Genomic DNA, 23,347 nt, shown 5'->3' with positions numbered 1-23,347 from the left:
TATTATGAAGAAATTTTATAACAAGAAAATAAATTTATTTTCAAATATTATATTATCCTGTATATTGGGGTTTTCACAGATAGTTTTAGGACAGAGTTTTCATGATACCAAAGGAAGTATTGATGTTACTTCATCAGGACAGTTACAATATACAGTTCCTATTGCTTTACCACCAGGTATTAAAGATACTGCTCCCAACCTGGATATGACATATTTAAGCAGCTCGGGAAATGGAATCGCTGGTTTTGGTTGGAGTGTCTCAGGAATTACAACAATCACAAGAACTGGAAGGACCATTGATAAAGACGGTGAACTGAAAGGAATTCAATTGGATTACTCCGATTATTATAGTTTTAATGGGCAACGATTGATCTTAAAGACAGGAGAATATGGGAAAAATGGAGCAGAATACGTTACTGAAAAGTATTCTAACGCAAAAATTAAGTCTTTAGGCTCAATTACCGGATTACCATGGCAAGGTCCGGAATACTGGGAAATAACCTTTGAAGATGGTTCCCAGGCTTGGTATGGAGGTGTTTCTTCTGGAAACAGTACAGCCAGATCTCCAATAGAATACAATATTGTAAAATGGAGAGACAAAAAAGGAAATTATATTTCTTATAATTATACCCAAAGTGGTAATATTTCTCTTTTATCCAATATCCAATGGGGAGGAAATGAAGAATTAGGAAAAACTCATTTTAATCAGGTTAATTTTTTTTATGGTTTAAGGAATGTTAAGGAATCTTCTTATATCAAAGGAGTTTCATTAATTCAGGATAAAAGACTGTCACAAGTTACTGTACTTTCTAATAATCAATTATTTAAAAATTATTCTATACAATATTCCACAACACAGAATATTATAAATAATGACCCGAATAATAAAATTAACTATGATTTTGTTGAAAAAGTTATTGAGACAAACTCAGCCGGAGAAGATGCCAACCCTGTTACATTCTCTACAAAACCTTTAGCAACATCTACAAGTGAAAGTAATTTTGGAGACTTCAATAATATTGTGACTACAGGAGATTATAATGGAGATGGCTTAGTAGATTTCATTGTGATGCAGCCAGCACAAAATGGTAGACCTGATGGATACTATATTTATTTTGATGCAGTTAACAGTAGCAGCCCGTCTTTTGTATATTTGGGCTCTTCGAGTACGTATTGGCCGAGCAGTAGCTTTACCACATTTAATATAAAATCAGCAGATAATTATGTTAAAACAAAGCAAGGATTGATTATTTCAAAGACAAACAATGAATATAATCCTCCCTCTACAGGAAATGTAGAGCTAAAATATTACTCTATAAAAAGTGATGCTTCGGTACTTAATACCTATAATAATCCTTTAGTCTTAGAGTATTCCAAAACGGTACCATCAACAAATTATCTATATAATAGTTCTTTATATCCACCTGAAACTGACCCTGGATATATGGGAGGATTAGAGGTTTCTCATTCTTTAAATTTAAAAGAAGTTGACATTGATTCCGATGGAATGTCAGAATTGCTTATGTCAATAGAGGATAAAAAATGCAAATATGTTGTCATTGTTCCTGATCCACCTAAAGGGAGGTGGCAGTGCAAGTCGTTAGGGTACAGGTATATAGTTGTAGATAATGACGATATACAGAATAATACAGTTCATATTATTCCCGGAACAACTCCAAAAAATATCCTTGGCAAGGGTGGAATTATGGATTTTGATAATGACGGAAAACAAGATGTCATTTTTATTGATCCTACGGGGACAAACACTAATGCTACCTTCTATACCAAAAGTTATATTAATGGAAGTGTTGGATCAAAAACATCAGGCACTCCGGTAAATAACTTGATGCAATATGAATTAAAGAAGCAGAATAACAATTATACCATTGAGCTAAAGAAAAATCATACAGTTAAAGGATTGGCAGACGGTATACAATTTGGTGATCTGAACGGAGATAAAAATATAGAAGTACTGCTTCCTCTTCATGAATATGCGGTTAATGATGAATATACTCCTGGATGGTCTATTTATTTGAATACTGGAGTCAATTTAGAAGAAAGCTTACAAGGATTGATGCTTTATAAAAAAGATATTGTATCAAGACCTGATATTATTTCAACAACTTCCATTATAGATCTTGATAATGATGGAAAAGGAGAAATTGTAAATTCCTACACTTTTTTCAGTAATATCAATACCAACCTCCAAGTTAATTGGAGATTGGACAGCTATTCAGAACCGTACTATAATCCATATGACAGTGAGTTTAAATGGCGTTTTAATGAGAAAAGGCTGATGTCTTCCGAAAGGCCAAAGTCAGTGGTAAGTCCTTTATTCGGAGATTTCAGAGTGAACAACTCTTCATCCAAAGTGCTGTTTTTATTAAAATCTACTACAGCTTCCAATGAGAGAAAACTTGTAAGCTATCAGCACTATAATTTAAATTCAGATAAGAATGTCTCTTCCATCTCACAGGCAAACCTTCAATATGATATAGATTACAAAGAGCTTGATCCTGCTATCAATGCCAATATCTATGCTCCGGTAAAGAAAGAGCCATATCCTTATGTAGAAATGGATAGACTATCTCAAACTTTTGCGGTATCCCAGATCAGAATGGCAGGACGAAAACAGGATTTCCGGTATAGAGGATATATAGCCAATTTGCACGGAAAAGGAGTGATAGGCTATCGCCAAACCGCTCGGTCTTCCTGGTATGCGGATGGTTTTGAGAATACCAAAATATGGAGCGGTGTGGAAATAGATCCACTCAATGATGGATTACCTGTTAAAGAATGGAGTATCAGAACGAATAATGAGAACCAAATATTTCCGGCAGACATTTCTGAGAATAATACACAACTGCTAAGCTTTAAGTCAACCTTGTACCAAACGGATAAGCTGTTTAACGGACAAGTAGTAACTATTGTAACAGCTTCCGATAAACCGAAAATAGTAACAGCTATTATTCCTAAATCCAATAAGAAAAAGGACTTTTTAACCGGAACGGTTACAGAAAGTACCATAACCTATGGGGATTACTATCTTCCGGTGCAGAGTGTAGCGAATACAAATAGTGGTTATGGAATTGTAACCTCTACTTATGAATATACACATAACCCATCGGGAGTTGGTGCTGATTATTATATTGGCCGCCTTAAAACAAAGACCGACCAGACTTCCGCTTACGGAGATACCCAATCTGCTAAGGAAGAATATGCTTATGAAAATAACGTGTTAAAAACTTTAAAAACGTGGAATAGGGATAATACAGGTTTTTTATTGGAAACCTATGGTTATGATGGTTTTGGAAATATTACTCAAAAAGTAATAAGTAACAGTATTGATGCCCAAACCCAAACGGAAACAAGCTTGTATGAGCCTAAAGGAAGATTTGTTATAAAGAAAATTGATAATTTAGGACTAGAAACAAATATTACATACAATAACAGGGGGCAGATTTTAACGCAGACTGACCCTCTTGGTAACAGTCTTACTAATACTTATGATGACTGGGGTAAATTATTATCTACCAATACCAGTTTAGGAGGAACAACTACCTATCAGTATGAAAAAGACTTCTTTTCTAATAAGATCGTTATTCAAAATGATCCCGATGGTGATATTTCAAAGAAATACACCAATACATTGGCACAGGAATACATGGTTTCTACCAAATCTTTCAATCAGGGTTACTTTGTGTTAAAAGCAAATCAATATGATGTACTGGGCAGAAAAATAAAAGAATCTGAGCCGTTTTATGAAGGGCAGGGTGTAGATTTTTGGAACACCATTACTTATGATGATTCTGTATTCCCTGCCAAAGTAGTAGCTACATCATTTAATGGGAAGCAAATGGAAACTGCCGTTTCAGGTTTTACCACCACCGTTAAAGAACTGAACGGTTATGGAAGAACCACATCTAAAACTGTCGATGCGTTAGGAAATGTAGTTTCTTCAGCAGATAAAGGTGGAACAATCACATTTGCTTACAATGCAGCTGGAGAACAGATTAAAGCACAATATGGTGAGAATATTGTTACGACAAAGTATGATTCATGGGGAAGGAAATCTGAATTTAATGATCCATCCAACGGGCTGTACAAATATGAATATGACGGATTTGGACAGCCGAAAAAGACAACCAGCCCGAAAGGAACAAAAGAATATACATACAATAATTTAGGACAATTAATTACCCAAAAAGAACTATCCACAATCGATGGCGGACAGACAACTAATAAGTTAATTACCTTTACTTATGATACCAAAGGCAGGCTTACCAAAAAATCAGGTACTATAAAAGGGCAGGCGTTCAGTTCCAATATTACTTATGATCCGCAAGGAAGAGTATTGTCTACTTCCGAGAGTAGTAATGGTAGAAGTTATATACAGAAAGGGATTACATATGATGATAAAGGTAGGATTGTATCTTATGAAAAAGAATTACATGGAGGGGTTACTACCAAAGTTGCCATAGAAAATGTATACAGTGCATGGAATGGTGAATTATACCAGATAAAGGATAAAACGACAGGAAAAATTCTTTGGGAGCTGAAAGAAGCTGATGCCAAGGGACATGTGATGAAAGCCAAATTAGGGTCAGTAGACATTAATAATGTTTATGATACCAATGGTTTCTTAACTCAGGTTAATCATTCGTCGGAAGTAAGTCCAGATATCCTGCAGCTTTCTTACTCTTTTGATGCAATTAAGAATGAATTGAAGAGCAGAACTACCGGAGGAGACTTCAATATTGTAGAATCCTTTGATTATGATGATAACAACCGCCTTGTCAACTGGACAAATCCAGTAACTGGTATTAAGCCTTCTTTAAACAGGAATGTTTATGATGTGAAAGGTAGGATTATGGAAAACGATCAGGTAGGTATAATGAAGTTTGAGAATTCTGCTAAGATTTATCAACTTACCGGAATGAACCTGAATGCAGCCGGAACACAGAATTATAACAACGACCTGATTCAAAGCATTGTTTACAATGAAAATAATGATCCGGTACAGATCAATGGGGAAAAAGCACATGTCAGTTTTGGATATGGACTAGAAAGCACAAGACAAAGTGTCTATATTGAAGAATTAAGACCTTCTCCAATACCCGGTAAGCCACAACTTACATGGCAAAGCATATTAAATAAATTTTACAATGAAGATGCAGATTTTGAAGTAATAGTAGATCTTATAAATTTAAGGGAGAAGCATATCATATACATCGGAGGTAATCCTTATGAATCTAATATTATCTATGTTAAAGATTACAATGAGAGCAATGGGTCTTATAAATTTTTGCATAAAGATTATATAGGAAGTATTTTGGCGATCAGTGATGAAGCCGGAAATAAAGTTGAGCAAAGACATTTTGATGCTTGGGGTAATTTTACTCATCTCAAAATAGGGAATGCTCCTGTGATTACAGATAAAGCACTTATTGCTGAAACTTCTTTACTTATTGACAGAGGTTATACTAGTCATGAACATTTTATGGACGTTGGAATCATCCACATGAATGGCAGGTTATACGATCCTCTATTGAGAAGATTTTTAAATGCTGATGAAAATATACAGGATACTTACAATACCCAGAATTATAATAAATATGGATATGTATTAAATAATCCATTGATGTTTAGTGACCCGAGTGGAGAGTTTGCTTTTGCTGCTTTTATTCCTATAATTTTAGGGGCGTTAAAAGGTGTTATCATTGGTGGTTTAATTTATACAGCTATGGCAGTTGTTACCGGGAATGCCAGTAAAGCAGGGTTCTTAAAAACTGTACTTACCTCTTTTGTCACCGGAGGTATAGGTTCCGGAGTAGGAGCACTCAATGTCTTTGGAAATGGTTTCTGGGGTACGGTAGCGCAGGGCGCTGCCCTTGGTGCAGCAGGAGGTGCAGTGGACGCTGTAGTAAACCAAAGGAATGTTTTACAGGGAATTTTAAAAGGAGCAGTAATTGGTGGTGCAGTGGCAGCGGTGAGTTATACAGTGAATTATTTTGTAAAATATGGAGGAATGAAACCTGAAGCTAAATTTTATGATGGGCAAAATAATGGAAATGTAGACAGTTCTTTAGAATATTCAGATAAAACTTTAAAAGATATGCGACATGAGGCAGGTTATGATTCTACACAAATGAATCGTTATAGAGTAGGACAAGATGTAGCAGGATCAGACTATTACTCTCAATCGTCAGATGGCTTTTTCGAAATGTCTAACGGAAAAGCCTATGCATATACAACAAGACCTAATTTTTTTACAATGAAATCTACTATTCATTATGCTAAGGCAGCATTTGCTTCAAAAGAACTTCTTTTTACAACTATGGCACATGAAACTGCACACTCATATGCAATGTATGGTGGTAATGCTTTTATAAAGTATTTGCACGATAAAAAAATATTCAGTTCGTATACTACAGCAATAGGTGATTTAGGACATGCTGCTATATATGATTTGGAAAATTACCTTTCCGCAGTTAATAAATTTCCAGCTAATCCAGCTATTGGTATGGATAAAGACATTATTTTAAATACTATTAATAATAATATCACGGGTAATAATTTAAAAGAATTCAATATGCTAAAGAAATTCTTATTACCTGTATTTAATAGAAAATTAGGTGTTAAAACTTATCCTTAATAAAAAATGAAAAATTTACTACCATTAATAATTATTTGTTTTTTTTCTTGCGAGAATAAAACAAATAAACAAGATTGCATAATTGATTTTGAAATAAGTAAAAATACAGTTAATTCTAAAGGAATTATTAGTGATTTAAAATTTCAAAAAAACGTTTTAAAGATTTCTATTTCTAATTTGAGAAATGATACATTACATTTTCCAGCTCCACGTTTATTTTTTGTAAAAGAAATCATAAAACAAAATATTGAAGAATCTAATAATGTAGTTACTAAACAATTTATCCCTAATATTATCACAGACAGAGTTACGGCTTATTGTATTACAGAAGATAATAAGAAACAAATTGTAAGCATTGATTCTTCAAAAACAAGAGATATGCAACAATATGGATTTAAGCTTGCACCAAAAGCAAAATATATAGTCGAATATTTATTGAATTGTAAAGCCTCAGATCCTGAAAAATATAAAATAGTCTTTTTTGAAAGCAGTAGATTTAATGATAGTAAATATGAAAAAATAAAATATCCGGAAAATGGGTATATAGAAATTAAAAAATAATATGAAAAATATTGTAATAATATACTCTTATTGACTTTAAGTTCCTGCTCGAAAACAAGGATTATCTCATTAAGAGTAATGGTATTTTAGTAAAACAGAAGAGGTTGTCTCACTTTGAGACACCTCTTTTTTAATTTATATATTCAAAATACTAATATCTTTTCCATCCGAAAAATAATGTTCTTACTACAGTAAGCTTTTAGTTTTTATTGATAATCTTTAACTGTAAGGTGTTGTAAATTTATATATAATGAGTTGAATAGTACTATAAAAGGTTAAATGTAGCAATAGGATTATCATAATAAAATGTATTCCCAATTCAAAAAGATTTGTTAAACCCGGAATTTTTAACAAACTTTAACTCAAATATGGCATTCATTATGTTGATTAATGCAAGTATTTATCAGAAATTTACCACTTATTTTAAATCAAGCTATGTCAGATACATATCAAGCCGAGGATATCCGTCAGTTGACGGAAAAAGTAAAAGAAAAAAACTACTTATTTTCTCTTCTGAGACAGGAAATCAACAAGGTGATTATTGGGCAGGAATACATGGTAGACCGTCTTTTAGTCGGGCTTTTAGGAAATGGTCACGTTCTTCTTGAAGGAGTTCCGGGATTAGCAAAAACCCTAGCCATCAAAACCCTGGCAGATGCTGTTCATGGTGAGTTCTCAAGAATTCAGTTTACACCGGATTTACTTCCCGCAGACGTTGTGGGAACTATGATTTTCAATATCAAAGACAATGATTTTTCTATAAAAAAAGGCCCGGTATTCGCAAATTTTGTTCTTGCGGATGAGATTAACCGTGCTCCTGCAAAAGTACAGTCGGCACTTTTAGAAGTAATGCAGGAAAAGCAGGTCACTATTGGTGATGAAACCATGAAGCTTCCAAAACCATTTTTGGTACTGGCTACTCAGAACCCGATAGACCAGGAAGGAACTTATCTGTTACCGGAAGCACAGAGTGACCGTTTTATGCTGAAGTGCACCATTGATTATCCTGCTTTTGAAGATGAAAGACAGGTGATGAGGATGGTTTCAACTTCCCATCAGCCAACGGTAAAACCAGTGATCTCACTTCAGGATATTGTAGATGCAAAAGAACTGATTAACCAGATCTATTTAGATGAAAAAATAGAAAAATATATTCTGGATATGGTTTTTGCAACACGTTACCCAGAAAATTATGGTTTATCAGAACTTAAAAATTATATCAGTTTTGGAGCCTCTCCAAGAGCATCCATCAACCTTGCAATTGCTTCAAGAGCCTATGCATTCTTAAAAGGAAGAGCCTTTGTAATTCCTGAGGATGTAAAAGCATTGGCTAAGGATGTATTGAGACATAGAATGGGCTTAACCTTTGAAGCTGAAGCCGAAGAAATCTCAACGGAAGAGATCATTAACAGAATTTTAGCAAAAATCCAGGCACCATAATGAGTGATGTTATAATAAGAAAAGCAGTTCAGGAGGATTGTGCTTCCATGTTAGAATTAATTAAAGAATTGGCAGAATATGAAAAGGCACTCCATGAAGTAACAGTAACACTGGATGAATTTACCGAAGATGGCTTTGGAAAATCTCCGGTCTGGGGCGCTTTTGTTGCAGAGCTGAATGGTGGAATTGTTGGAATCTCATTGTATTATGACAGATATTCAACCTGGAAAGGGCGAAGACTCTATCTTGAAGATCTGGTAGTTACCGAAAAAATGAGAGGAAGGCAGATAGGGAAGCTTCTGTTTGATGCCACAGTAGAATATGGAAAATCCAATGCATACAGCGGAATGGTTTTCCAGGTGTTGAACTGGAACGAACCTGCCATCAATTTTTATAAAAAATACAGTCCAAAGTTTGATGACGAATGGTTGAATGTATCTATTGAGTTTAAGTAAGAATTAAAGCATCAGGATGTAGGATATGAATCCGGAAACTTGTCCCTCGAATTCCGAAAAACCTTAAACCCAAAACTTTCAACTTTAAACATAACAAGCCTCTATGCAGATAAAAGATATTGTAAAAAAAGTAAAGCAGATAGAAATCCGTACCAGAAAAAAGACGGAGGCTGCTTTAATGGGGCAATATCACAGTGCCTTTAAAGGACAGGGGATGACTTTCTCAGAGGTCCGCCCATATCAGTTTGGTGATGAGATCAGAAGAATAGACTGGAATAAGACCGCACGTTTCCGTGAGCCATTTGTAAAGGTAATGGAAGAAGAAAGGGAATTAACCATGATGCTTGTAGTGGATATTTCTGCCTCTATGGATTATGGAACAAAAGCCCAGCTGAAAAGAGAATATGTGGCAGAAATTGCTGCCAGCTTAGGATTTTCAGCCGCCGGAAACAATGATAAAGTGGGATTGATTCTCTTTGCAGATAAAGTATATAAAGTAATTCCGCCTCAAAAAGGAAGAAAGCATATTCTTTCTATTATCAGCAATATTCTTACAGCAGACTATGTTCCGGCAGAATCTAAAATAGATAAGGCACTGGAATATATGATGGGAATATTTAAAAGAAAATCTTTGGTATTCCTGTTCTCAGACTTTCAGGACGAATATGATTCTAAAATGCTGAGAGTGGCCTCAAAGAAACATCAGCTGCTTGGGATGAGGATCTATGATGAAAAAGACAATGAAATTCCTGATGTAGGATACACATTGCTGTATGATGCTGAAACAGGAAAAGAAATATGGGCCAATACATCCAGTGCAAGATGGAGATATACCTTTGCAGAAGCTCAAAAGCAAAAGCTGAGAGCCCTGGAGGAAGATTTTGCCAACAGTTCGGCCAGTTTTATGAATGTAAATACCGGCTCGGATTATTCAAAATTGTTGTATAATTATTTTCAGAAAAAATAACGGTGGGTTTTTCCCGCCCATAAACATCAGGCTTTAGCCTTTATTATTATTTAACATTGAAAAAAATACTTTTAATACTATCTTTTCTAGTCTGTGCAAATGCTTTTTCACAGATACTATCCTCCAATGTAGAGAAGAAAACTATTGCTCTGGGAGAAATCAATCATCTTGTTATTAAGATTGATAATCTACATAATGAGCAGGTAAGCTCTGCAGCTAAAAATGAGTTGCTGCCTTTTCACTTTGAAGAAACCAAAGACAGTATCGGCCAAAATGCCAATTCCTATGAAAGAAAAATAGAATTTGCAGTTTTTGATGAAGGTAAGTTTACCATTCCTGAACTGGAATTTAAAGTCGGAGATAAGATACTGAAAACCATTCCTTACGAAATAGAAGTCATTAATACGGCGCAGAAAGCAGATCAGATTAATGATATCATGAAAAATAAGGAGGTAAAACTTGAGGCTAAAGATTATTGGGAACTGTACAAGTTTTATATTCTGGCGGCAATAGCAGCCATTGCTCTTATTATTGCCATCATCATGATTGTAAAATGGGGTAAAAAAGCAAAAAGCTCACCAGTGGTAGCTACGAATCAGACATTGAAGGAACTGGATTCCCTTAAAAAGAAAAAATATATTGAAGGTGGTAACTTCCGCTCATTTTATGTGGAACTTATTGAGATTTCAAGAAATTTTATTACCAAACAATATCACCTTCCTGCAAATGTTCTTTTAACAGATGACCTTATTGACGTATTGAAAAAGAATAATACCATTTCTCAGGATAACGAGAAAATTATAGAAGAAGTATTCCTGAGAGGAGATCTTGTGAAGTTTGCCAAGACCTTCCCGGATCAGGTAACTATGGAGAAAGACTTCGCAGATATCAGAGACTTTGTGAAAAGATCTTCCCAAGATTTAGAATTCGAAAACTTAAGAAAGGATGTTTGATTTTGAGTTTTACAGTCCGTGGTTTTTGCTGCTTTTTCTGTTGTTTATTCCTCTTATTATAAAAGATGCGGGTAAAAAGAAAAGAAAAGGTATAAAAGTCCCTACCATAAAAAATATGGGGATAAGCAGCATACAAGGCGTTCTTTTCTTTTTGAAGATATCAAAATATATCATACTTTCAGCACTTATTATTGCTATGGCAAGGCCCAGAACCTTTACCGTTTCGCAGGATAGGGATGATACCAAAGGAGTAGATATTATGCTGTCTATTGACGTTTCACTCAGTATGCTGGCAAAAGATTTAAATCCGGACCGTATTACTGCTCTTAAGGATATTGCCGTTAAATTTGTTCAGAAGCGCCCCAATGATAGGATAGGAGTGGTTGCTTATGCTGCAGAAGCATTTACTAAAGTTCCTGTTACTTCAGACCATCAGGTAGTGATTGATGAAATTAAAAATCTTAACTCTACAGGTCTTGAACCCGGGACAGCCATTGGAGAAGGGCTTTCCGTTGCAGTGAATCATTTGATTAAAAGTAAAGCCAAAAGCAAAGTGATCATTCTGATGACGGATGGCGTAAGCAATATTGAAAATGCAATCCCGCCACAACTTGCTGCAGAACTGGCAAAAAATAATAATATAAAAGTATACACTATTGGTATTGGAACAAACGGCTATGCCCTGATGCCAACAGCCGTAGACTTTTTCGGTGACCTTATTTTTACAGAAGCAGAGGTGACTATTGATGAAAATACATTGAGAGAAATTGCTCAGACTACAGGTGGAAAATACTTCAGAGCTACTTCCAACAGCAGTCTTGAAGAAGTATATGATGAGATCAATCAGTTGGAAAAATCAGATGTAAAAGTATCGAAGCTGTACAACTATGAAGAGTATTTCAAGATCTTCCTGTGGATCGCTTTAGCAATACTGGTCCTGGATGCTTTAGTAAGATGGGTATTTTATAAAATTTTAAGCTGATGAGTTGGTCTTTAGGAAATTACTGGTATTTATTGTTACTGTTGCTACTGCCGCTGTTAGCTTCCTTTTTGGTCCGTTTTTTAAAATGGAGAAAGAAAAAAAGAGAAATATTTGCAGCCAGCCAGTTTCATGATCATTTATTTGAAAAGAATTCAGGATTTACAAAATTTTTTCCTGCTTTATATCTGTTGGGAACATTATTTCTGATATTTTCAATTATTGATCTTCTGAATGGTTCCGAAGAAGTTAAAAGCAATCAGAGATTGAATAACGTGATCTTTATGTTGGATGTATCCAACTCAATGAATGCCGAAGACATTGAACCAAGCCGTCTTACGGAAGCCAAAAACCTGATGATGCAGACCATGTCAAAAATGAAAAACGATAAGGTCGGAATTGTCATTTTTGCAGGGCAGGCTATGTCCATTATGCCTTTAACAACAGATTATAACTCTGCGGAAACCTATATTGGAGCTATTGAAACCAATTCTATGAAGATCCAGGGGACAGATTTTCTGAAAGGGATGCAGGCAGCCGCTGAGAAATTCAAAAATGTAAGCAAAGGATCAAGGAAAGTTATATTATTGAGCGATGGTGAAGATAATGAAGGGAACGATAATGCAGCCATAAGACTTGCCAATAAAGAAGGAATAACCATTACCTCTGTAGGAATAGGAACAGATGAAGGAGCGCCGGTTCCTGTTTATAATGACGGACAGCTGATGGGCTATAAAACAGATGTCAACGGAAGTACTGTTATTTCCAAAAGACAGACAGAGGCTTTGAACAAGATGGCAGGCTCTACAGGAGGAACGTACATTGATGGAAATAATATCAACGAAGCTCCGGACAGGATTGTTGATGCCATCAATAAGAAGTCTTCAGGATCTGAAACATTAGTAAAATCACAGAATGCAAATCATTATTATCAATATTTTTTAGCAGTATCTATCCTGTTTTTCTTTTTAATTTATATTTTTAATCCCAAAAATGATTTCAATCTATAATTTTCTGCTGTTTATAGAAGAAATTCTACAGGTACTTTAACCCAATTTTAACAAATAAAACTCTGTTTCTTAACATATAAAGGAATAATTTTGCAGGTAATGAATACTAAAACCATATTTTTATCGTTTATAGTTGCTTTCTCGTTCTCAGGCTTTTTGTTTGGGCAGGAAAATTACAGGACTTTAGTTCATGAAGGCAATCAGAAATTTGACGGTAAAGATTATGATGGAGCTTCTTCCAAGTATATGGAAGCTGTAAAATCCAATGATAAAGATTTTACAGCTCACTACAATATGGGAAATGCCCTATACAAAAGTAAAAAATATGAAGAAGCAAAAGCAGAGTTCGAAAAAGCACAGCAGCTTTCACAGACTCTTCCTGATAAGGCAGCTGCCCTTCATAATTTAGGAAATACCTATATGCAGATGAATCAGCCGGAAAAAGCGGCCGATTATTATAAAAAATCGCTTAAACAAAATCCCTATAGTGAGGCTACCCGTAAAAATTATGAAATTGCCAAGCTGAAGGAAAAAGAAAAGCAGCAAAACCAAAACGAGCAGAATAAATCCGGAAAAGGAGGCGGTAGCGGTAACGATCAGAACAAAGGTGAAGATCAGAAAGGTGATAATAAAGACCAAAGGCAGGATCAGGGAAATGGCCAGCAGAACCAAGGTAAAAGTGACCAGGGCAATCCTCAGCAGAAACAGAACAATGAGGGTAGAATGCCAAAAAATCTTGAAAATCAGCTCTTAGATAAAATAAACGAAAAAGAAAAAGAAACCGCCAGAAGAATTTTAAATAAAAATTCTTATTCGATGCCCGAAAGCAACGAGAAAGATTGGTGATGAAAGACAAATTGATTTACATATTGCTTACTTTAGCATCCGTAATTACTTACGGACAGGTAAATCTTTCTCTTGATGCTGATAAAACCGAGTATGGTGGCAAGGATATCGTAAACCTTACCATCGTTCTTGAACTGAATGGAAGTGACCTTGTTCAGCAGACAGGTTTCCAGCTTCCGGACCTTTCAAAATTCAATATTATCGGCAGTGGATCTGTAACCAATACGGTGATTGATCCCGCAACCAATACCCTTATTACTCAAAAAGTATCCAGAATTGCTCTTGAGCCTAAGAAAAAAGGAAAGATCAAAATCGGGTCAGTACTGGTTACCGTTAATAACAGAATCTACAAGACCGAACCCTTCGACGTTAATATACGCGATATTGTCGAAAAGAAATCTTTGGCCAGCAATACGTCTAATGAGGTATATCTGAATATGGAGATTGAAGACAGGGATGTATATCAGGACCAGCCTACCATTGCTGTCCTGAAAGTATATTCCAGAAATATGGATAATCTCAGAAAAGTAAAGAATATCCGTCTTCCGCAGCAGGACAATATCAATGTACACCCTATCAATTTCAATAAATCGGAGATTGATCCGTCTGATAACGGAAATATGGCATCCCAGGTATTGGCGATGTTTATGGTATTCCCGAATGAAGCCGGATACGTTGAGGTTCCGGGTGTATCCGCATCGGTAAGTACTTATTCCAATAAAAATAAAATAGTTTCCAATAAAGTAAAACTTAACGTAAGAAAACTTCCTGAAGGAGCGCCTGATGGTTTTACAAATGCAGTAGGAAATTTCAATGTGAGTGTTTATAGCACTACAAAAGAAAAGCCTGAGGCTAAAAAACCACTGAATGTTGTAGTAAAGGTTGCCGGAGAAGGAAATTTACCGGATATGGTACTTCCGAAAATTGCAGCGTCACCAGACTATGAAGTTTTTGCCCCAAAAATCACTTCAAAAGTTTCACCGGGTACATCCGGAATAAAAGGAGAGATTTTAGCTAATTATGTAGTAATTCCTAATAAATCAGGTATTATTTCTATTAAGACAGAACCATTCGCTTTCTTTAATCCCGAGAACAGAGAATATGTGGATATGGGACAGAAAAAACTGGATGTAAACGCACTTTCTCACGATCAGGTATTGGAGGCTCGTTCTACAGTAGAAAAAGTGAATGAGTATACCAATAACCTTTTGGAAACAGTAGATACTCCGGTTCTGAAAACCACTTCATTTAAAGTAAAAGAGAAAAGTAAATTCCACTGGAATATTCTTTTAACCAATATTGCTATTCTTTTAGGCTTATTTGTTGCATATCTTTTATTTAAAACTTGGCAAAAAAAACGTACATTAGTTAGGGAAACCGTATCTCAAAAACCATTGGGTTCAGTGGCTGAAACGGAAAAAGAGATCAGAGAATTGCTGAAAACGGATATCAATGATTATTTTGGTTATCTTGAAAACCTTAAAGATAACGAAGAGTATGAAAAGTTTTTTGTTACACTGGAGGATTTGGATCAGGAAGTAAGGAATCAGTATTTTCAAGGCTCTGTTGCGGAGTTTAAGACTTTTCTTGAAAAACACAAAGGTTCTTCATTAGCTGAAGAATATGCGAAGCTGCAACAGAAAATTCAGATGGAGAAATTTTCTCCTGTGAAATCTCACGATGGTATAGAAGAACTTTTGAAAACAATTGTTAATTTATATTCACAAATTAGCAAATAATTAATTTATTTTCATATTTTTGCGAAATTTTTAATTACAAAGAGATGGAAATTTTTGATGGTTTTTCTTTTAAAGAGGTCGTTACCAGCTTTATGGTTCTTTTTGCCGTTATTGATATTATCGGTTCAGTTCCTATTATAGTAAGCCTTCAGCAGAAGTTTGGCAAGATTGAAGCTGGAAAAGCAGCGATTACTGCCGGGGCAATTATGATTGTTTTCCTGTTTGTAGGGAATAAAATTTTAAAACTGATTGGAGTAGATGTGAATTCCTTTGCCATTGCCGGAGCTTTTGTGATTTTTGTCATAGCACTGGAAATGATTTTAGGAATTGAGATCAATAAAACAACTGAAGCAAAGGCAGCATCCATCGTACCTATTGCATTTCCATTGGTTGCGGGAGCAGGAACATTAACAACAGCACTTTCCCTCAGATCTGAATTTCATGATATTAATATTATTTGCGGAATCATTCTTAATACAATTTTCGTATATTTGGTGCTGAAATCAGCGAAATGGTTGGAGCGGAAAATAGGAGATGCTACTTTGATGATTCTTCAGAAAGTTTTCGGTATTATTCTTTTAGCGATTTCAATTAAATTATTCACTGCAAATTTTGCCCAATTGGTGCTGAATTATGTTAATTTTTAAAAATTATGAAGAAGTTTTATAAAGTATTTTTAGTACTGTTCATCGTTTTCATCGCTATTAATTTGTATGCTATTAACTGGCAGAATGACCTTATCGCAGATGAAGACAACATTAAGTTTGTATTTTCTGCATCAGCTGCTGCAATAGGTCTTATCCTGCTTTTTGTAATGGATACCTGGAGCCGAATTGGTGTAAAGAAGTAAATTAAATATTTATATAGATATAGCCTCTTTCGTTTTGAAGGAGGTTTTTTTGTGGATAAAAAATAAAAGATTTTATCGTTAACCAGCTATTATACGTTTGGCTATCAACATCAATAGGGGAAGGCAGGCTTTAATTTTCAATAGTTTTTATAGGATTAATAATAGTTTGGATTCCTACGGAATGACAAATACTGTTTATATCATGTACTTTAAGGACCAAAACTTTTTTTGTCATTCCGTAGGAATCTCGATAAAGCTATTAGTAACAATTTGAAAGATACAAGATACTGTCGCTAAACAACCATTATCCATATGGATCTTTGCATCAATAGAGGGGCTTTAGCCCGCCTAAATAAACCCATTAAAAATTCATCTGGTTTTTAGCCAAAAACTTATTATTGAAATATTCCATGATTCAATAAGCTTTCCCAAGAAAATCTGTGATAATCTGTGGTTATAAAGAAGTAATGCTCCCTGTTCTTTTAAGAAACAACGAGGTTTTTCAAAATAGCTTCAGATTTCAGCTCCGTTTCCGTCCATTCCTTTTCCGGATTGCTTTGGGAAGTAATTCCACCACCTACAAAAACATGTACAGAATCTTTGTACAATCTTGCACATCGGAGATTTACAAAATAAAGAACATTCTCATCAGTTTCCACTTTAATATAACCTGCATAAAATTCGCGGGGGAATTTTTCATACTTTCTGATATTTTCATTACAAAAGTCTTTAGGAATACCACACACTGCAGGAGTAGGGTGGAGATCCTGAATCAGGTTGTCAAGATCGTCAGGTTTTATGATCGTCTTAAAATCGGTACGAAGGTGCTTGATATTTCCGGAAACGTGATCATATGTTGCAGACTGTACAACCTGGGCTGAATAATTTTTAAGAATATTCTGAATATAAGTGGTGACGGGTTTCTGTTCTTCAATCTCTTTTTCCGTCCATTCTTCAGTAGTTGGAAGAGTTCCTGCCAGAGCCATGGTTTCAAACTCATGGGTGATCTTATTAAACATACCCAAAACTTCTGAAAAGGCTCCCATCCACGCATTTTCCCCATCATTAAACAAATATCTGAAAGCATTGGGGTAAGTTTTACATAAATTGTCAAAACTAGCCTTATAATCAACCTTATTAAAGTCTGTAAAGATCTTTCTTCTTGAATATACCAGTTTGGGAAGATTATTTTCTTTAATAACTTCAATCACCTGCTCTAAGGTCCTGCAATATTCTTCCTTGGTTTCTGCTGTAAAATCCGTTCTATCTTTTGTCAGGATTTCATTAGAGATGGAAACGTCCTTAAACTTTTCAGGATCAAATTTGATAATATTACCATTAAAGCTGATCTTATGAAGGCTGTTATAAGAATAAAAATCCACAGCGTTTCTATCGGTTGTTTCCTCTACAGTATGCAGTCCTTCGTTGAAGGGAAGTTTGAAATAAATCATGAGTTATGAACAGATTTTGAAAATCACTACCGGAAATAATTTAGGAAATTCCGAAGTTGATTTCCTTTCTGCAAAGGTATTATTAGTCTGAAAGATGTCAAAATTATAGGAGCTGTTTTTTTAAGTTAACATTGTACATGAAACAGAAAAAACAAATAGTTGCAGTATGGAGACAAAAAAAGCTCAAAAAGTGAGCTTTTTTTATTTTTATGTGGTTTAATCTACTTATGAATAATATTATTTGTCATAGTAGTATGATTGATGAGCGTTCCTTTTTCATCCCTGATCTCAATTTCGGAAACGTGCATTGTTTTTCCTTTTCTGATGAAGCGCGCAGTAGCTGTTACAATCCCATCCTTTTTACTTCTCAGGTGATTGGAGTTGATATTGGTTCCTACACCATAATATTTATCACCGTCAATGAAAATATTAGACAGGCTTGACCCCAATGTTTCAGCTAATACACAGCTTGCTCCACCGTGCATAATTCCAAAAGGCTGGTGCGTTCTCGGAAGCACCGGCATGGTAGCGGTAAGGGTTTCATTTTCGAGATCGATATCAATGAATTTGATTTCCATTGCTTTTGCCAGGGTTTCATCACCCCAGTTATTGATGAATGCTAATATTTCTTCTTTTGTCTGACCTTTCATTTTTTATAATAGATAAGAGATGATTGATAATGATGAAAAGGGAATATTTTTTTACTCTCCCGTACCCATAATATTGGGATTCCAGTTGGCCGGAACCTTAGGCACAATATCGTTTTTTACATAATAATCCTGAATTTCCTGCATGATTTCAGCAAACGGAACAGATGCAATTCTTTCGTAAGGAATAGTATAGCCCAGGTATACAATTTTTCTCTTGAAATCACCGGCAGCCAGTACAATAGGAACTTTTGCGGCCAAAGCCATGTGGTAGAATCCTTTCCTCCATTTCGGAACCCAGCTTCTTGTTCCTTCCGGAGTGATCACAAGGCTGAAATCTTCCTTGGCAAATTGATTGGCTACAAAATTCACCAGGTCATTTTTCTGGCTTCTGTCAATGCCGATACCTCCAAGCCCCTTTACAATGCCTCCATACCATGCTTTGGTGTGGGCATCTTTGATGATAATTTTTAAAGGTTTATTTAAGGACCAGTAGGCAAAATTTCCTAAAATGTATTCCATATTGTGGGTATGTGGTGCTACTACCAGGATACATCGGTTCAGGACGTTAACATCACCCTGGAGAACAACTTTCCATCCTAATAATTTTAACATCAGTTTGCCTATCAGCTTTTTCATAGATTCTTGGATTAAAAAACAAAAAGTATAACCAAATATTGGTTATACTTTTACAAATATATTGAAATATTATTGCTCTTAAAACAAACCGTTGATTAAATCTACGATTTTCATTACGAATTCCATTGCAAATTGTATCATGATAAGAGTGTTTTTAGTGTTTATTTGGTTATTAAATTTTTAACTATACGAAATTATAACAATTTTTCCACATAGAGAACTAAATACTAGTTTTTTTTCACATTTCTGAGAGAAGAATGGTGTGAATTTCAAACGGTTGCTTTCCATTCACACCTTCTACCACTCTCTGTAGTTAATTATTTAGTTTGTATGGATATTTCGTTTTTTCCGTCTTTTATTTTGATGTCCACATCCTTGTTGATTTTTTTGATATCAGATGCTACGGAATCAATAACTTTCTTAGCCTGGCTGTTCGGAACTTTTTTACCGTTAATGATAACACTGTCTTTATCATCAGAGTTGTATTCTATGCTTGAACCATTTACCGTAATTTTATTTTTTTCGATTCTGATTCCGTTGTGATTTTCATCTCTGTCCTGGTCATCATCATCCATGCCATCTCCGTTCAGGTCACCGTCAAAATCAATTCTGTCTTTTTTAACAGGAATTACGATTGTTTTCTGAGGAACCACCAGCTCATAATTTACTCTGTAATCTCTGAATCTGTGGTCATACGGATATTTAATGTAGTTCGGCAGCATTACTTTATTATCAATAACCTCTACAGGTACTGTTACCTGAATTGGGAAGTTATAACCATTTCCTTCCTTTTTAATGATAAGATAAGGTGTCTTTACTTCCGGTTTTCTTGTAACTTCTACAGAAATATAATCTTCTTCATACACTGACTTTTTATCAGAATAGATGTCATCATCATAAGCTTTATAAGTCTGTGGAATACTTACCTGTTTTACGTCTACATATACAGTATCTGAAGTAGTATTGATGGCCACGTTTTCAATATCTTCTTTGCTGCCTTTATAGATCAGGTTTTTCTTGGCCATGCTGATTCCGAAATAAGTTCCCAGACCTATCAGAAGAAGGAATAACCCGCCAACTACCCATCCAAGATTTCTCAGTTTCGTTTTTGGAGAGAATATCTTAATGCTTAATAAGCTGAAAAGGATAGCAGGAATTAAACTTCCTATAATCATGATGGCTGCCAGTACTTTATCCAAACCATTATCATCCATATAGAATCTGATCTGATTAGCTCCGGGGAAATCTGTATCCATTCCGAAAAGGGCAAATAATACAAATACTCCAATAATGCTTCCTACTGCCACCAATACTGAGAATGCCCCGATTATATATTTGAACACGTTCCAGATCCCGCTGCTGGCATTGTTGATGTAAGGCTTGTTTTCGTTGTAGATTTCTCCGACCCTCTGAGTAGATTCATTGGCAAACTGTACCAATTTATTAGACTCATTCTTAAGATTGTCGAAGTTCATAGGCTTTCCCTGCATCTTCAGGAAATCTGAAGCGGTTTGTGCTTTTGGAAGTACCAGCCAAAGGATCAGATAAAGCAGTAGAATCACTAAAGCGCTTCCTGCCGCAGGAATCATCACCAGGAAAACAACTACCCAGATGATTCTCATAGCAGTAATATCCATTCCTACATAATGTGCTAAGCCTGCACAAACCCCGGCAATTTTCTGCTTTTCAGGGTCACGGAATAATTGTTTTTTGTCTGTATAATTTCCCCCTGTATGGGTATTCTTAGTGGTGTTTTTTTCAGAAAAATAAGCTTCTTCCTGTTCCTCAATTTTCTCAGGAGTTCCGATCTGAGCAATTACTTTTTCTACATCTGTATCATTAATTACTTCACGTTTTCCCAGAGAATCTCTGAAGATCTCCACCATTCTTATTTCTATGTCATGCATTACCTCATCTGCTTCAGAAGCATCCAGTGAGCTTCTCAGAGCGTTCAGGTAATCGCTGAGCTTTATATATGCGTGTTCTTCTATCGTAAAAGAAAAACCTGCGAGTCCTATTGAGAGTGTTTTATTCATAGCTTTGTTTTTTAATGTTGTTGAGTGATTTGGTTTACTGAAGCGGTAAGCTCATTCCACGTATTTTGAAGTTCATCCAGGAAAAGTTTCCCTTTTTCTGTGATCTGATAATATTTTCTGGGCGGCCCGCCTGTAGATTCTTCCCATCTGTAAGAGAGAAATTCTCCGTTTTTAAGTCTTGTAAGAAGAGGGTAGAGGGTCCCTTCCACTACATCCAGTTTTCCTTTTTTCAGTTCATCAATAAGATCAGAAACATACATTTCACGATGATTGATGAGACTTAGAATACAGAATTCCAGAATTCCTTTTCGCATTTGCGCTTTGGTATTTTCAGTATTCATCTTTGATAAGTTTTGTTAATTAAGGTTATATTTTTAGAAAAATGCCCCTAGCTAGTTGAGCCTATTCTAATTTTACATTACAAAGATATGTAATTAAAATGGTATTATGCAATACAAAGTAGTGAAATTTTGAAAATAAATTTGTTAATAATTTGATAATCAGTGTAATAAATTTTTAATAATCTTTTGAAGATTTTTATTTTAGAGGAAGAAATCTTTAGAAAAGGCTAAAAAATTAATAAATTTTGGAAAAATGAAATCATTCTGGCTGGTTAAGATCAAAGTTATCCTGTAATAGAATGTTGTTGTTTGCTATGATTTAATGGTGTTTAATCAATCATCATTATCACTTATCTATTTGTCTAAAAACATTTGAGTTTTGAAATCGGGGTTATGATTCGTATTTTTGTTTGAAAGTTTTTATAAAACATTTGAATCCAATATTACTATGAACATGAATATTTTGAATTATTACAGGAGTTTATCCGCCTTTATACTATTAGGTCCATTGTGTTTCGGGCAATATAAGTTTGAGATTAAGGACGCTTCGAAAAATTATGATGCCATTATCCATATAGACAATTGTTTCGATGGGAAATGTATGGATAAAGGAACTGTTGAATTATTTAACAGCAATAACACCAAAGTACAGACTTTTACATCAGATAATTTGGTACTCCATCTTGGGGAAGGGCAGAAACTGGAGCGTGGGAAAATAATACCGCTAACAAAGGAACAGAGCCCTCTTATTTTTGATGACTTTAATTTTGACGGAACCGAAGACCTCGCTATAAGAAACGGAAATATGGGAAATTATAGTTCAGCATCTTATGATGTATATGTATTCAATAGTACAAGAATGGCTTTTGTAAAAAGTAAAGAACTTACAGAGCTGGGATCAGATAATTTTGATTTTTTTGAAACAGATCCGGTTCGTAAACGTCTTATTGCTTTCGGAAAATCAGGATGTTGCAATCTTTTTACAACAGAATATGAGGTGGTTCCAAATAAAGGACTTAGTAAAGTGCTTGAAAAAGAAGAGGACAGCAGCGAAGAGGGGTATGTAAAAGTTACCACAAAAGAAAAGAAAAATAATAAATGGATTACCAGAACCAAGGTGTATCCGGCAGATCAATATAACAGAGAAAAGTAAGATGAAGATTCAAAAAGAGATTGATTTTATCCTGGCAGTAGATGCCCTGAAAAACGTACAGAGAAGAAATTACAATGCAGATGATTCCCGAAGAGAAAATACAGCGGAGCATTCTTGGCAGATTATTATTTTAGCACAGATTCTTTATCCTTATGCAAAAAACCGTGCAGATATCGATTTGTTGAGAGTGATCAGAATGCTTTCCATTCATGATCTTGTAGAAATTGAAGCAGGAGACACCTTTCTTTTCGATGAAGCAGCTATGGTAGGGAAGTTTGAAAGAGAAAAGCTCTCTGCACAGAAGATCTTCGGAATCCTGGATGAGCCTCTGCGTACGGAATTTTTTAACTTATGGCTTGAATTTGAGGAAGAAGCTACACCAGATGCTATTTTTGCATGTTCTATTGACAGGATCATGCCTTTCATTCTGAATTCACATACTTCGGGGAAAAGCTGGACAGAAGCCGGGGTTACTGAAAAACAGATCAGAAATATGCTTGAAACGGCCATTACCAGAGCTTCAGATGAAATGGGCGAGGCTTTTGAACTGCTTTTGAACAGAAGCCTTGAGACAGAGAAAGTCTTAAAATAAAAATTTATAAAAAGTTTCGGGCGGCCTTTGGCC

Annotated in this window: 19 protein-coding genes; 14 read left to right on the top strand and 5 right to left on the bottom strand. The window is 35.2% G+C overall.

The genetic code is table 11. From position 1 onward, the window contains the following. The first annotated feature begins 4 nt into the window (after window positions 1–4). The 12 genes from EG339_RS22780 to EG339_RS22725 all read left to right on the top strand — a co-directional run bounded on the left by EG339_RS22780 (window position 5) and on the right by EG339_RS22725 (window position 16,455). Window positions 5–6,655 (top strand): RHS repeat domain-containing protein, encoded by a 6,651-nt coding sequence (locus tag EG339_RS22780; RefSeq protein WP_164466479.1) that lies wholly within the window; start codon window positions 5–7, stop codon window positions 6,653–6,655. A gap of 6 nt (window positions 6,656–6,661) precedes the next feature. Then, a complete protein-coding gene (locus EG339_RS22775) occupies window positions 6,662–7,216 on the top strand; it encodes a hypothetical protein (RefSeq protein WP_123872307.1) in 555 nt (184 codons plus the stop codon). A gap of 435 nt (window positions 7,217–7,651) precedes the next feature. Beyond that, the gene (locus EG339_RS22770; protein WP_066694641.1) at window positions 7,652–8,656 is read left to right on the top strand and encodes an AAA family ATPase; all 1,005 of its coding nucleotides are present in this window, start codon (window positions 7,652–7,654) and stop codon (window positions 8,654–8,656) included. Then, window positions 8,656–9,111 carry a GNAT family N-acetyltransferase gene (locus tag EG339_RS22765; protein ID WP_123872305.1) on the top strand — a complete coding sequence of 152 codons (456 nt, stop codon included), beginning with the start codon at window positions 8,656–8,658 and terminating at the stop codon, window positions 9,109–9,111. Before EG339_RS22770 ends, EG339_RS22765 begins: the two co-directional genes overlap by 1 nt. 103 nt (window positions 9,112–9,214) lie before the next feature. Further along, window positions 9,215–10,078 (top strand): DUF58 domain-containing protein, encoded by an 864-nt coding sequence (locus EG339_RS22760; protein WP_123872304.1) that lies wholly within the window; start codon window positions 9,215–9,217, stop codon window positions 10,076–10,078. Between the two features lie 56 nt (window positions 10,079–10,134). Continuing rightward, window positions 10,135–11,031 carry a BatD family protein gene (locus EG339_RS22755; RefSeq protein WP_123872302.1) on the top strand — a complete coding sequence of 299 codons (897 nt, stop codon included), beginning with the start codon at window positions 10,135–10,137 and terminating at the stop codon, window positions 11,029–11,031. Continuing rightward, a complete protein-coding gene (locus tag EG339_RS22750; protein WP_123872300.1) occupies window positions 11,024–12,013 on the top strand; it encodes a VWA domain-containing protein in 990 nt (329 codons plus the stop codon). Before EG339_RS22755 ends, EG339_RS22750 begins: the two co-directional genes overlap by 8 nt. Beyond that, window positions 12,013–13,020, top strand: coding sequence for a vWA domain-containing protein (locus EG339_RS22745; RefSeq protein WP_123872298.1), 1,008 nt, complete (start codon window positions 12,013–12,015; stop codon window positions 13,018–13,020). Before EG339_RS22750 ends, EG339_RS22745 begins: the two co-directional genes overlap by 1 nt. A gap of 99 nt (window positions 13,021–13,119) precedes the next feature. Further along, a complete protein-coding gene (locus EG339_RS22740; protein WP_123872296.1) occupies window positions 13,120–13,866 on the top strand; it encodes a tetratricopeptide repeat protein in 747 nt (248 codons plus the stop codon). Next, window positions 13,866–15,605, top strand: coding sequence for a BatD family protein (locus EG339_RS22735; RefSeq protein WP_123872294.1), 1,740 nt, complete (start codon window positions 13,866–13,868; stop codon window positions 15,603–15,605). Before EG339_RS22740 ends, EG339_RS22735 begins: the two co-directional genes overlap by 1 nt. Before the next feature lie 44 nt (window positions 15,606–15,649). Then, window positions 15,650–16,252, top strand: a complete 603-nt coding sequence (locus EG339_RS22730; RefSeq protein WP_123872292.1) for a MarC family protein — start codon at window positions 15,650–15,652, stop codon at window positions 16,250–16,252. A 5-nt stretch (window positions 16,253–16,257) separates the two neighbouring features. After that, the gene (locus tag EG339_RS22725) at window positions 16,258–16,455 is read left to right on the top strand and encodes a hypothetical protein (protein WP_066694630.1); all 198 of its coding nucleotides are present in this window, start codon (window positions 16,258–16,260) and stop codon (window positions 16,453–16,455) included. 482 nt (window positions 16,456–16,937) lie between these two features. Here EG339_RS22725 and EG339_RS22720 read toward each other — a convergent pair whose 3' ends face one another. The 5 genes from EG339_RS22720 to EG339_RS22700 form a co-directional block, all read right to left on the bottom strand. Continuing rightward, window positions 16,938–17,906: a chorismate-binding protein gene (locus EG339_RS22720; protein WP_123872290.1), complete on the bottom strand. Its 969-nt coding sequence runs from the start codon at window positions 17,904–17,906 to the stop codon at window positions 16,938–16,940. 221 nt (window positions 17,907–18,127) lie between these two features. Further along, a complete protein-coding gene (locus tag EG339_RS22715; RefSeq protein ID WP_123872289.1) occupies window positions 18,128–18,556 on the bottom strand; it encodes a PaaI family thioesterase in 429 nt (142 codons plus the stop codon). Window positions 18,557–18,607: 51 nt separating this feature from the next. Next, window positions 18,608–19,192 carry a 1-acyl-sn-glycerol-3-phosphate acyltransferase gene (locus tag EG339_RS22710; RefSeq protein ID WP_123872288.1) on the bottom strand — a complete coding sequence of 195 codons (585 nt, stop codon included), beginning with the start codon at window positions 19,190–19,192 and terminating at the stop codon, window positions 18,608–18,610. Window positions 19,193–19,509: 317 nt separating this feature from the next. Further along, complete coding sequence (locus EG339_RS22705; RefSeq protein WP_123872287.1) at window positions 19,510–21,228, bottom strand: PspC domain-containing protein; 1,719 nt, start codon at window positions 21,226–21,228, stop codon at window positions 19,510–19,512. An 11-nt stretch (window positions 21,229–21,239) separates the two neighbouring features. After that, window positions 21,240–21,569: a PadR family transcriptional regulator gene (locus EG339_RS22700; RefSeq protein ID WP_066694610.1), complete on the bottom strand. Its 330-nt coding sequence runs from the start codon at window positions 21,567–21,569 to the stop codon at window positions 21,240–21,242. Between the two features lie 448 nt (window positions 21,570–22,017). Here EG339_RS22700 and EG339_RS22695 point away from each other — a divergent pair, with 448 nt between their 5' ends. Together EG339_RS22695 and EG339_RS22690 are read left to right on the top strand one after the other, a co-directional pair. Further along, on the top strand, window positions 22,018–22,722 hold the full coding sequence (locus EG339_RS22695; RefSeq protein ID WP_123872286.1) for an XAC2610-related protein: 705 nt from the start codon (window positions 22,018–22,020) through the stop codon (window positions 22,720–22,722). Between the two features lies 1 nt (window position 22,723). After that, window positions 22,724–23,314, top strand: coding sequence for an HD domain-containing protein (locus EG339_RS22690; RefSeq protein ID WP_123872285.1), 591 nt, complete (start codon window positions 22,724–22,726; stop codon window positions 23,312–23,314). The last annotated feature ends 33 nt before the right edge of the window (window positions 23,315–23,347 follow it).

It is taken from the genome of Chryseobacterium bernardetii (assembly GCF_003815975.1).
In the GTDB taxonomy this organism is placed as follows: Bacteria; Bacteroidota; Bacteroidia; order Flavobacteriales; family Weeksellaceae; genus Chryseobacterium; species Chryseobacterium bernardetii.
Note: the sequence above shows the minus strand (reverse complement) of the source record. Positions and strands in the feature narration are given on the sequence as shown.

Bases quoted from the DNA above. Each gene is read 5' to 3' on its own strand.
- EG339_RS22780 (WP_164466479.1), top strand. From the start codon at position 5: ATGAAGAAATTTTATAACAAGAAAATAAATTTATTTTCAAATATTATA.
- EG339_RS22775 (WP_123872307.1), top strand. From the start codon at position 6,662: ATGAAAAATTTACTACCATTAATAATTATTTGTTTTTTTTCTTGCGAG.
- EG339_RS22770 (WP_066694641.1), top strand. From the start codon at position 7,652: ATGTCAGATACATATCAAGCCGAGGATATCCGTCAGTTGACGGAAAAA.
- EG339_RS22765 (WP_123872305.1), top strand. From the start codon at position 8,656: ATGAGTGATGTTATAATAAGAAAAGCAGTTCAGGAGGATTGTGCTTCC.
- EG339_RS22760 (WP_123872304.1), top strand. From the start codon at position 9,215: ATGCAGATAAAAGATATTGTAAAAAAAGTAAAGCAGATAGAAATCCGT.
- EG339_RS22750 (WP_123872300.1), top strand. From the start codon at position 11,024: ATGTTTGATTTTGAGTTTTACAGTCCGTGGTTTTTGCTGCTTTTTCTG.
- EG339_RS22745 (WP_123872298.1), top strand. From the start codon at position 12,013: ATGAGTTGGTCTTTAGGAAATTACTGGTATTTATTGTTACTGTTGCTA.
- EG339_RS22740 (WP_123872296.1), top strand. From the start codon at position 13,120: ATGAATACTAAAACCATATTTTTATCGTTTATAGTTGCTTTCTCGTTC.
- EG339_RS22735 (WP_123872294.1), top strand. From the start codon at position 13,866: ATGAAAGACAAATTGATTTACATATTGCTTACTTTAGCATCCGTAATT.
- EG339_RS22730 (WP_123872292.1), top strand. From the start codon at position 15,650: ATGGAAATTTTTGATGGTTTTTCTTTTAAAGAGGTCGTTACCAGCTTT.
- EG339_RS22725 (WP_066694630.1), top strand. From the start codon at position 16,258: ATGAAGAAGTTTTATAAAGTATTTTTAGTACTGTTCATCGTTTTCATC.
- EG339_RS22720 (WP_123872290.1), bottom strand. From the start codon at position 17,906: ATGATTTATTTCAAACTTCCCTTCAACGAAGGACTGCATACTGTAGAG.
- EG339_RS22715 (WP_123872289.1), bottom strand. From the start codon at position 18,556: ATGAAAGGTCAGACAAAAGAAGAAATATTAGCATTCATCAATAACTGG.
- EG339_RS22710 (WP_123872288.1), bottom strand. From the start codon at position 19,192: ATGAAAAAGCTGATAGGCAAACTGATGTTAAAATTATTAGGATGGAAA.
- EG339_RS22705 (WP_123872287.1), bottom strand. From the start codon at position 21,228: ATGAATAAAACACTCTCAATAGGACTCGCAGGTTTTTCTTTTACGATA.
- EG339_RS22700 (WP_066694610.1), bottom strand. From the start codon at position 21,569: ATGAATACTGAAAATACCAAAGCGCAAATGCGAAAAGGAATTCTGGAA.
- EG339_RS22695 (WP_123872286.1), top strand. From the start codon at position 22,018: ATGAACATGAATATTTTGAATTATTACAGGAGTTTATCCGCCTTTATA.
- EG339_RS22690 (WP_123872285.1), top strand. From the start codon at position 22,724: ATGAAGATTCAAAAAGAGATTGATTTTATCCTGGCAGTAGATGCCCTG.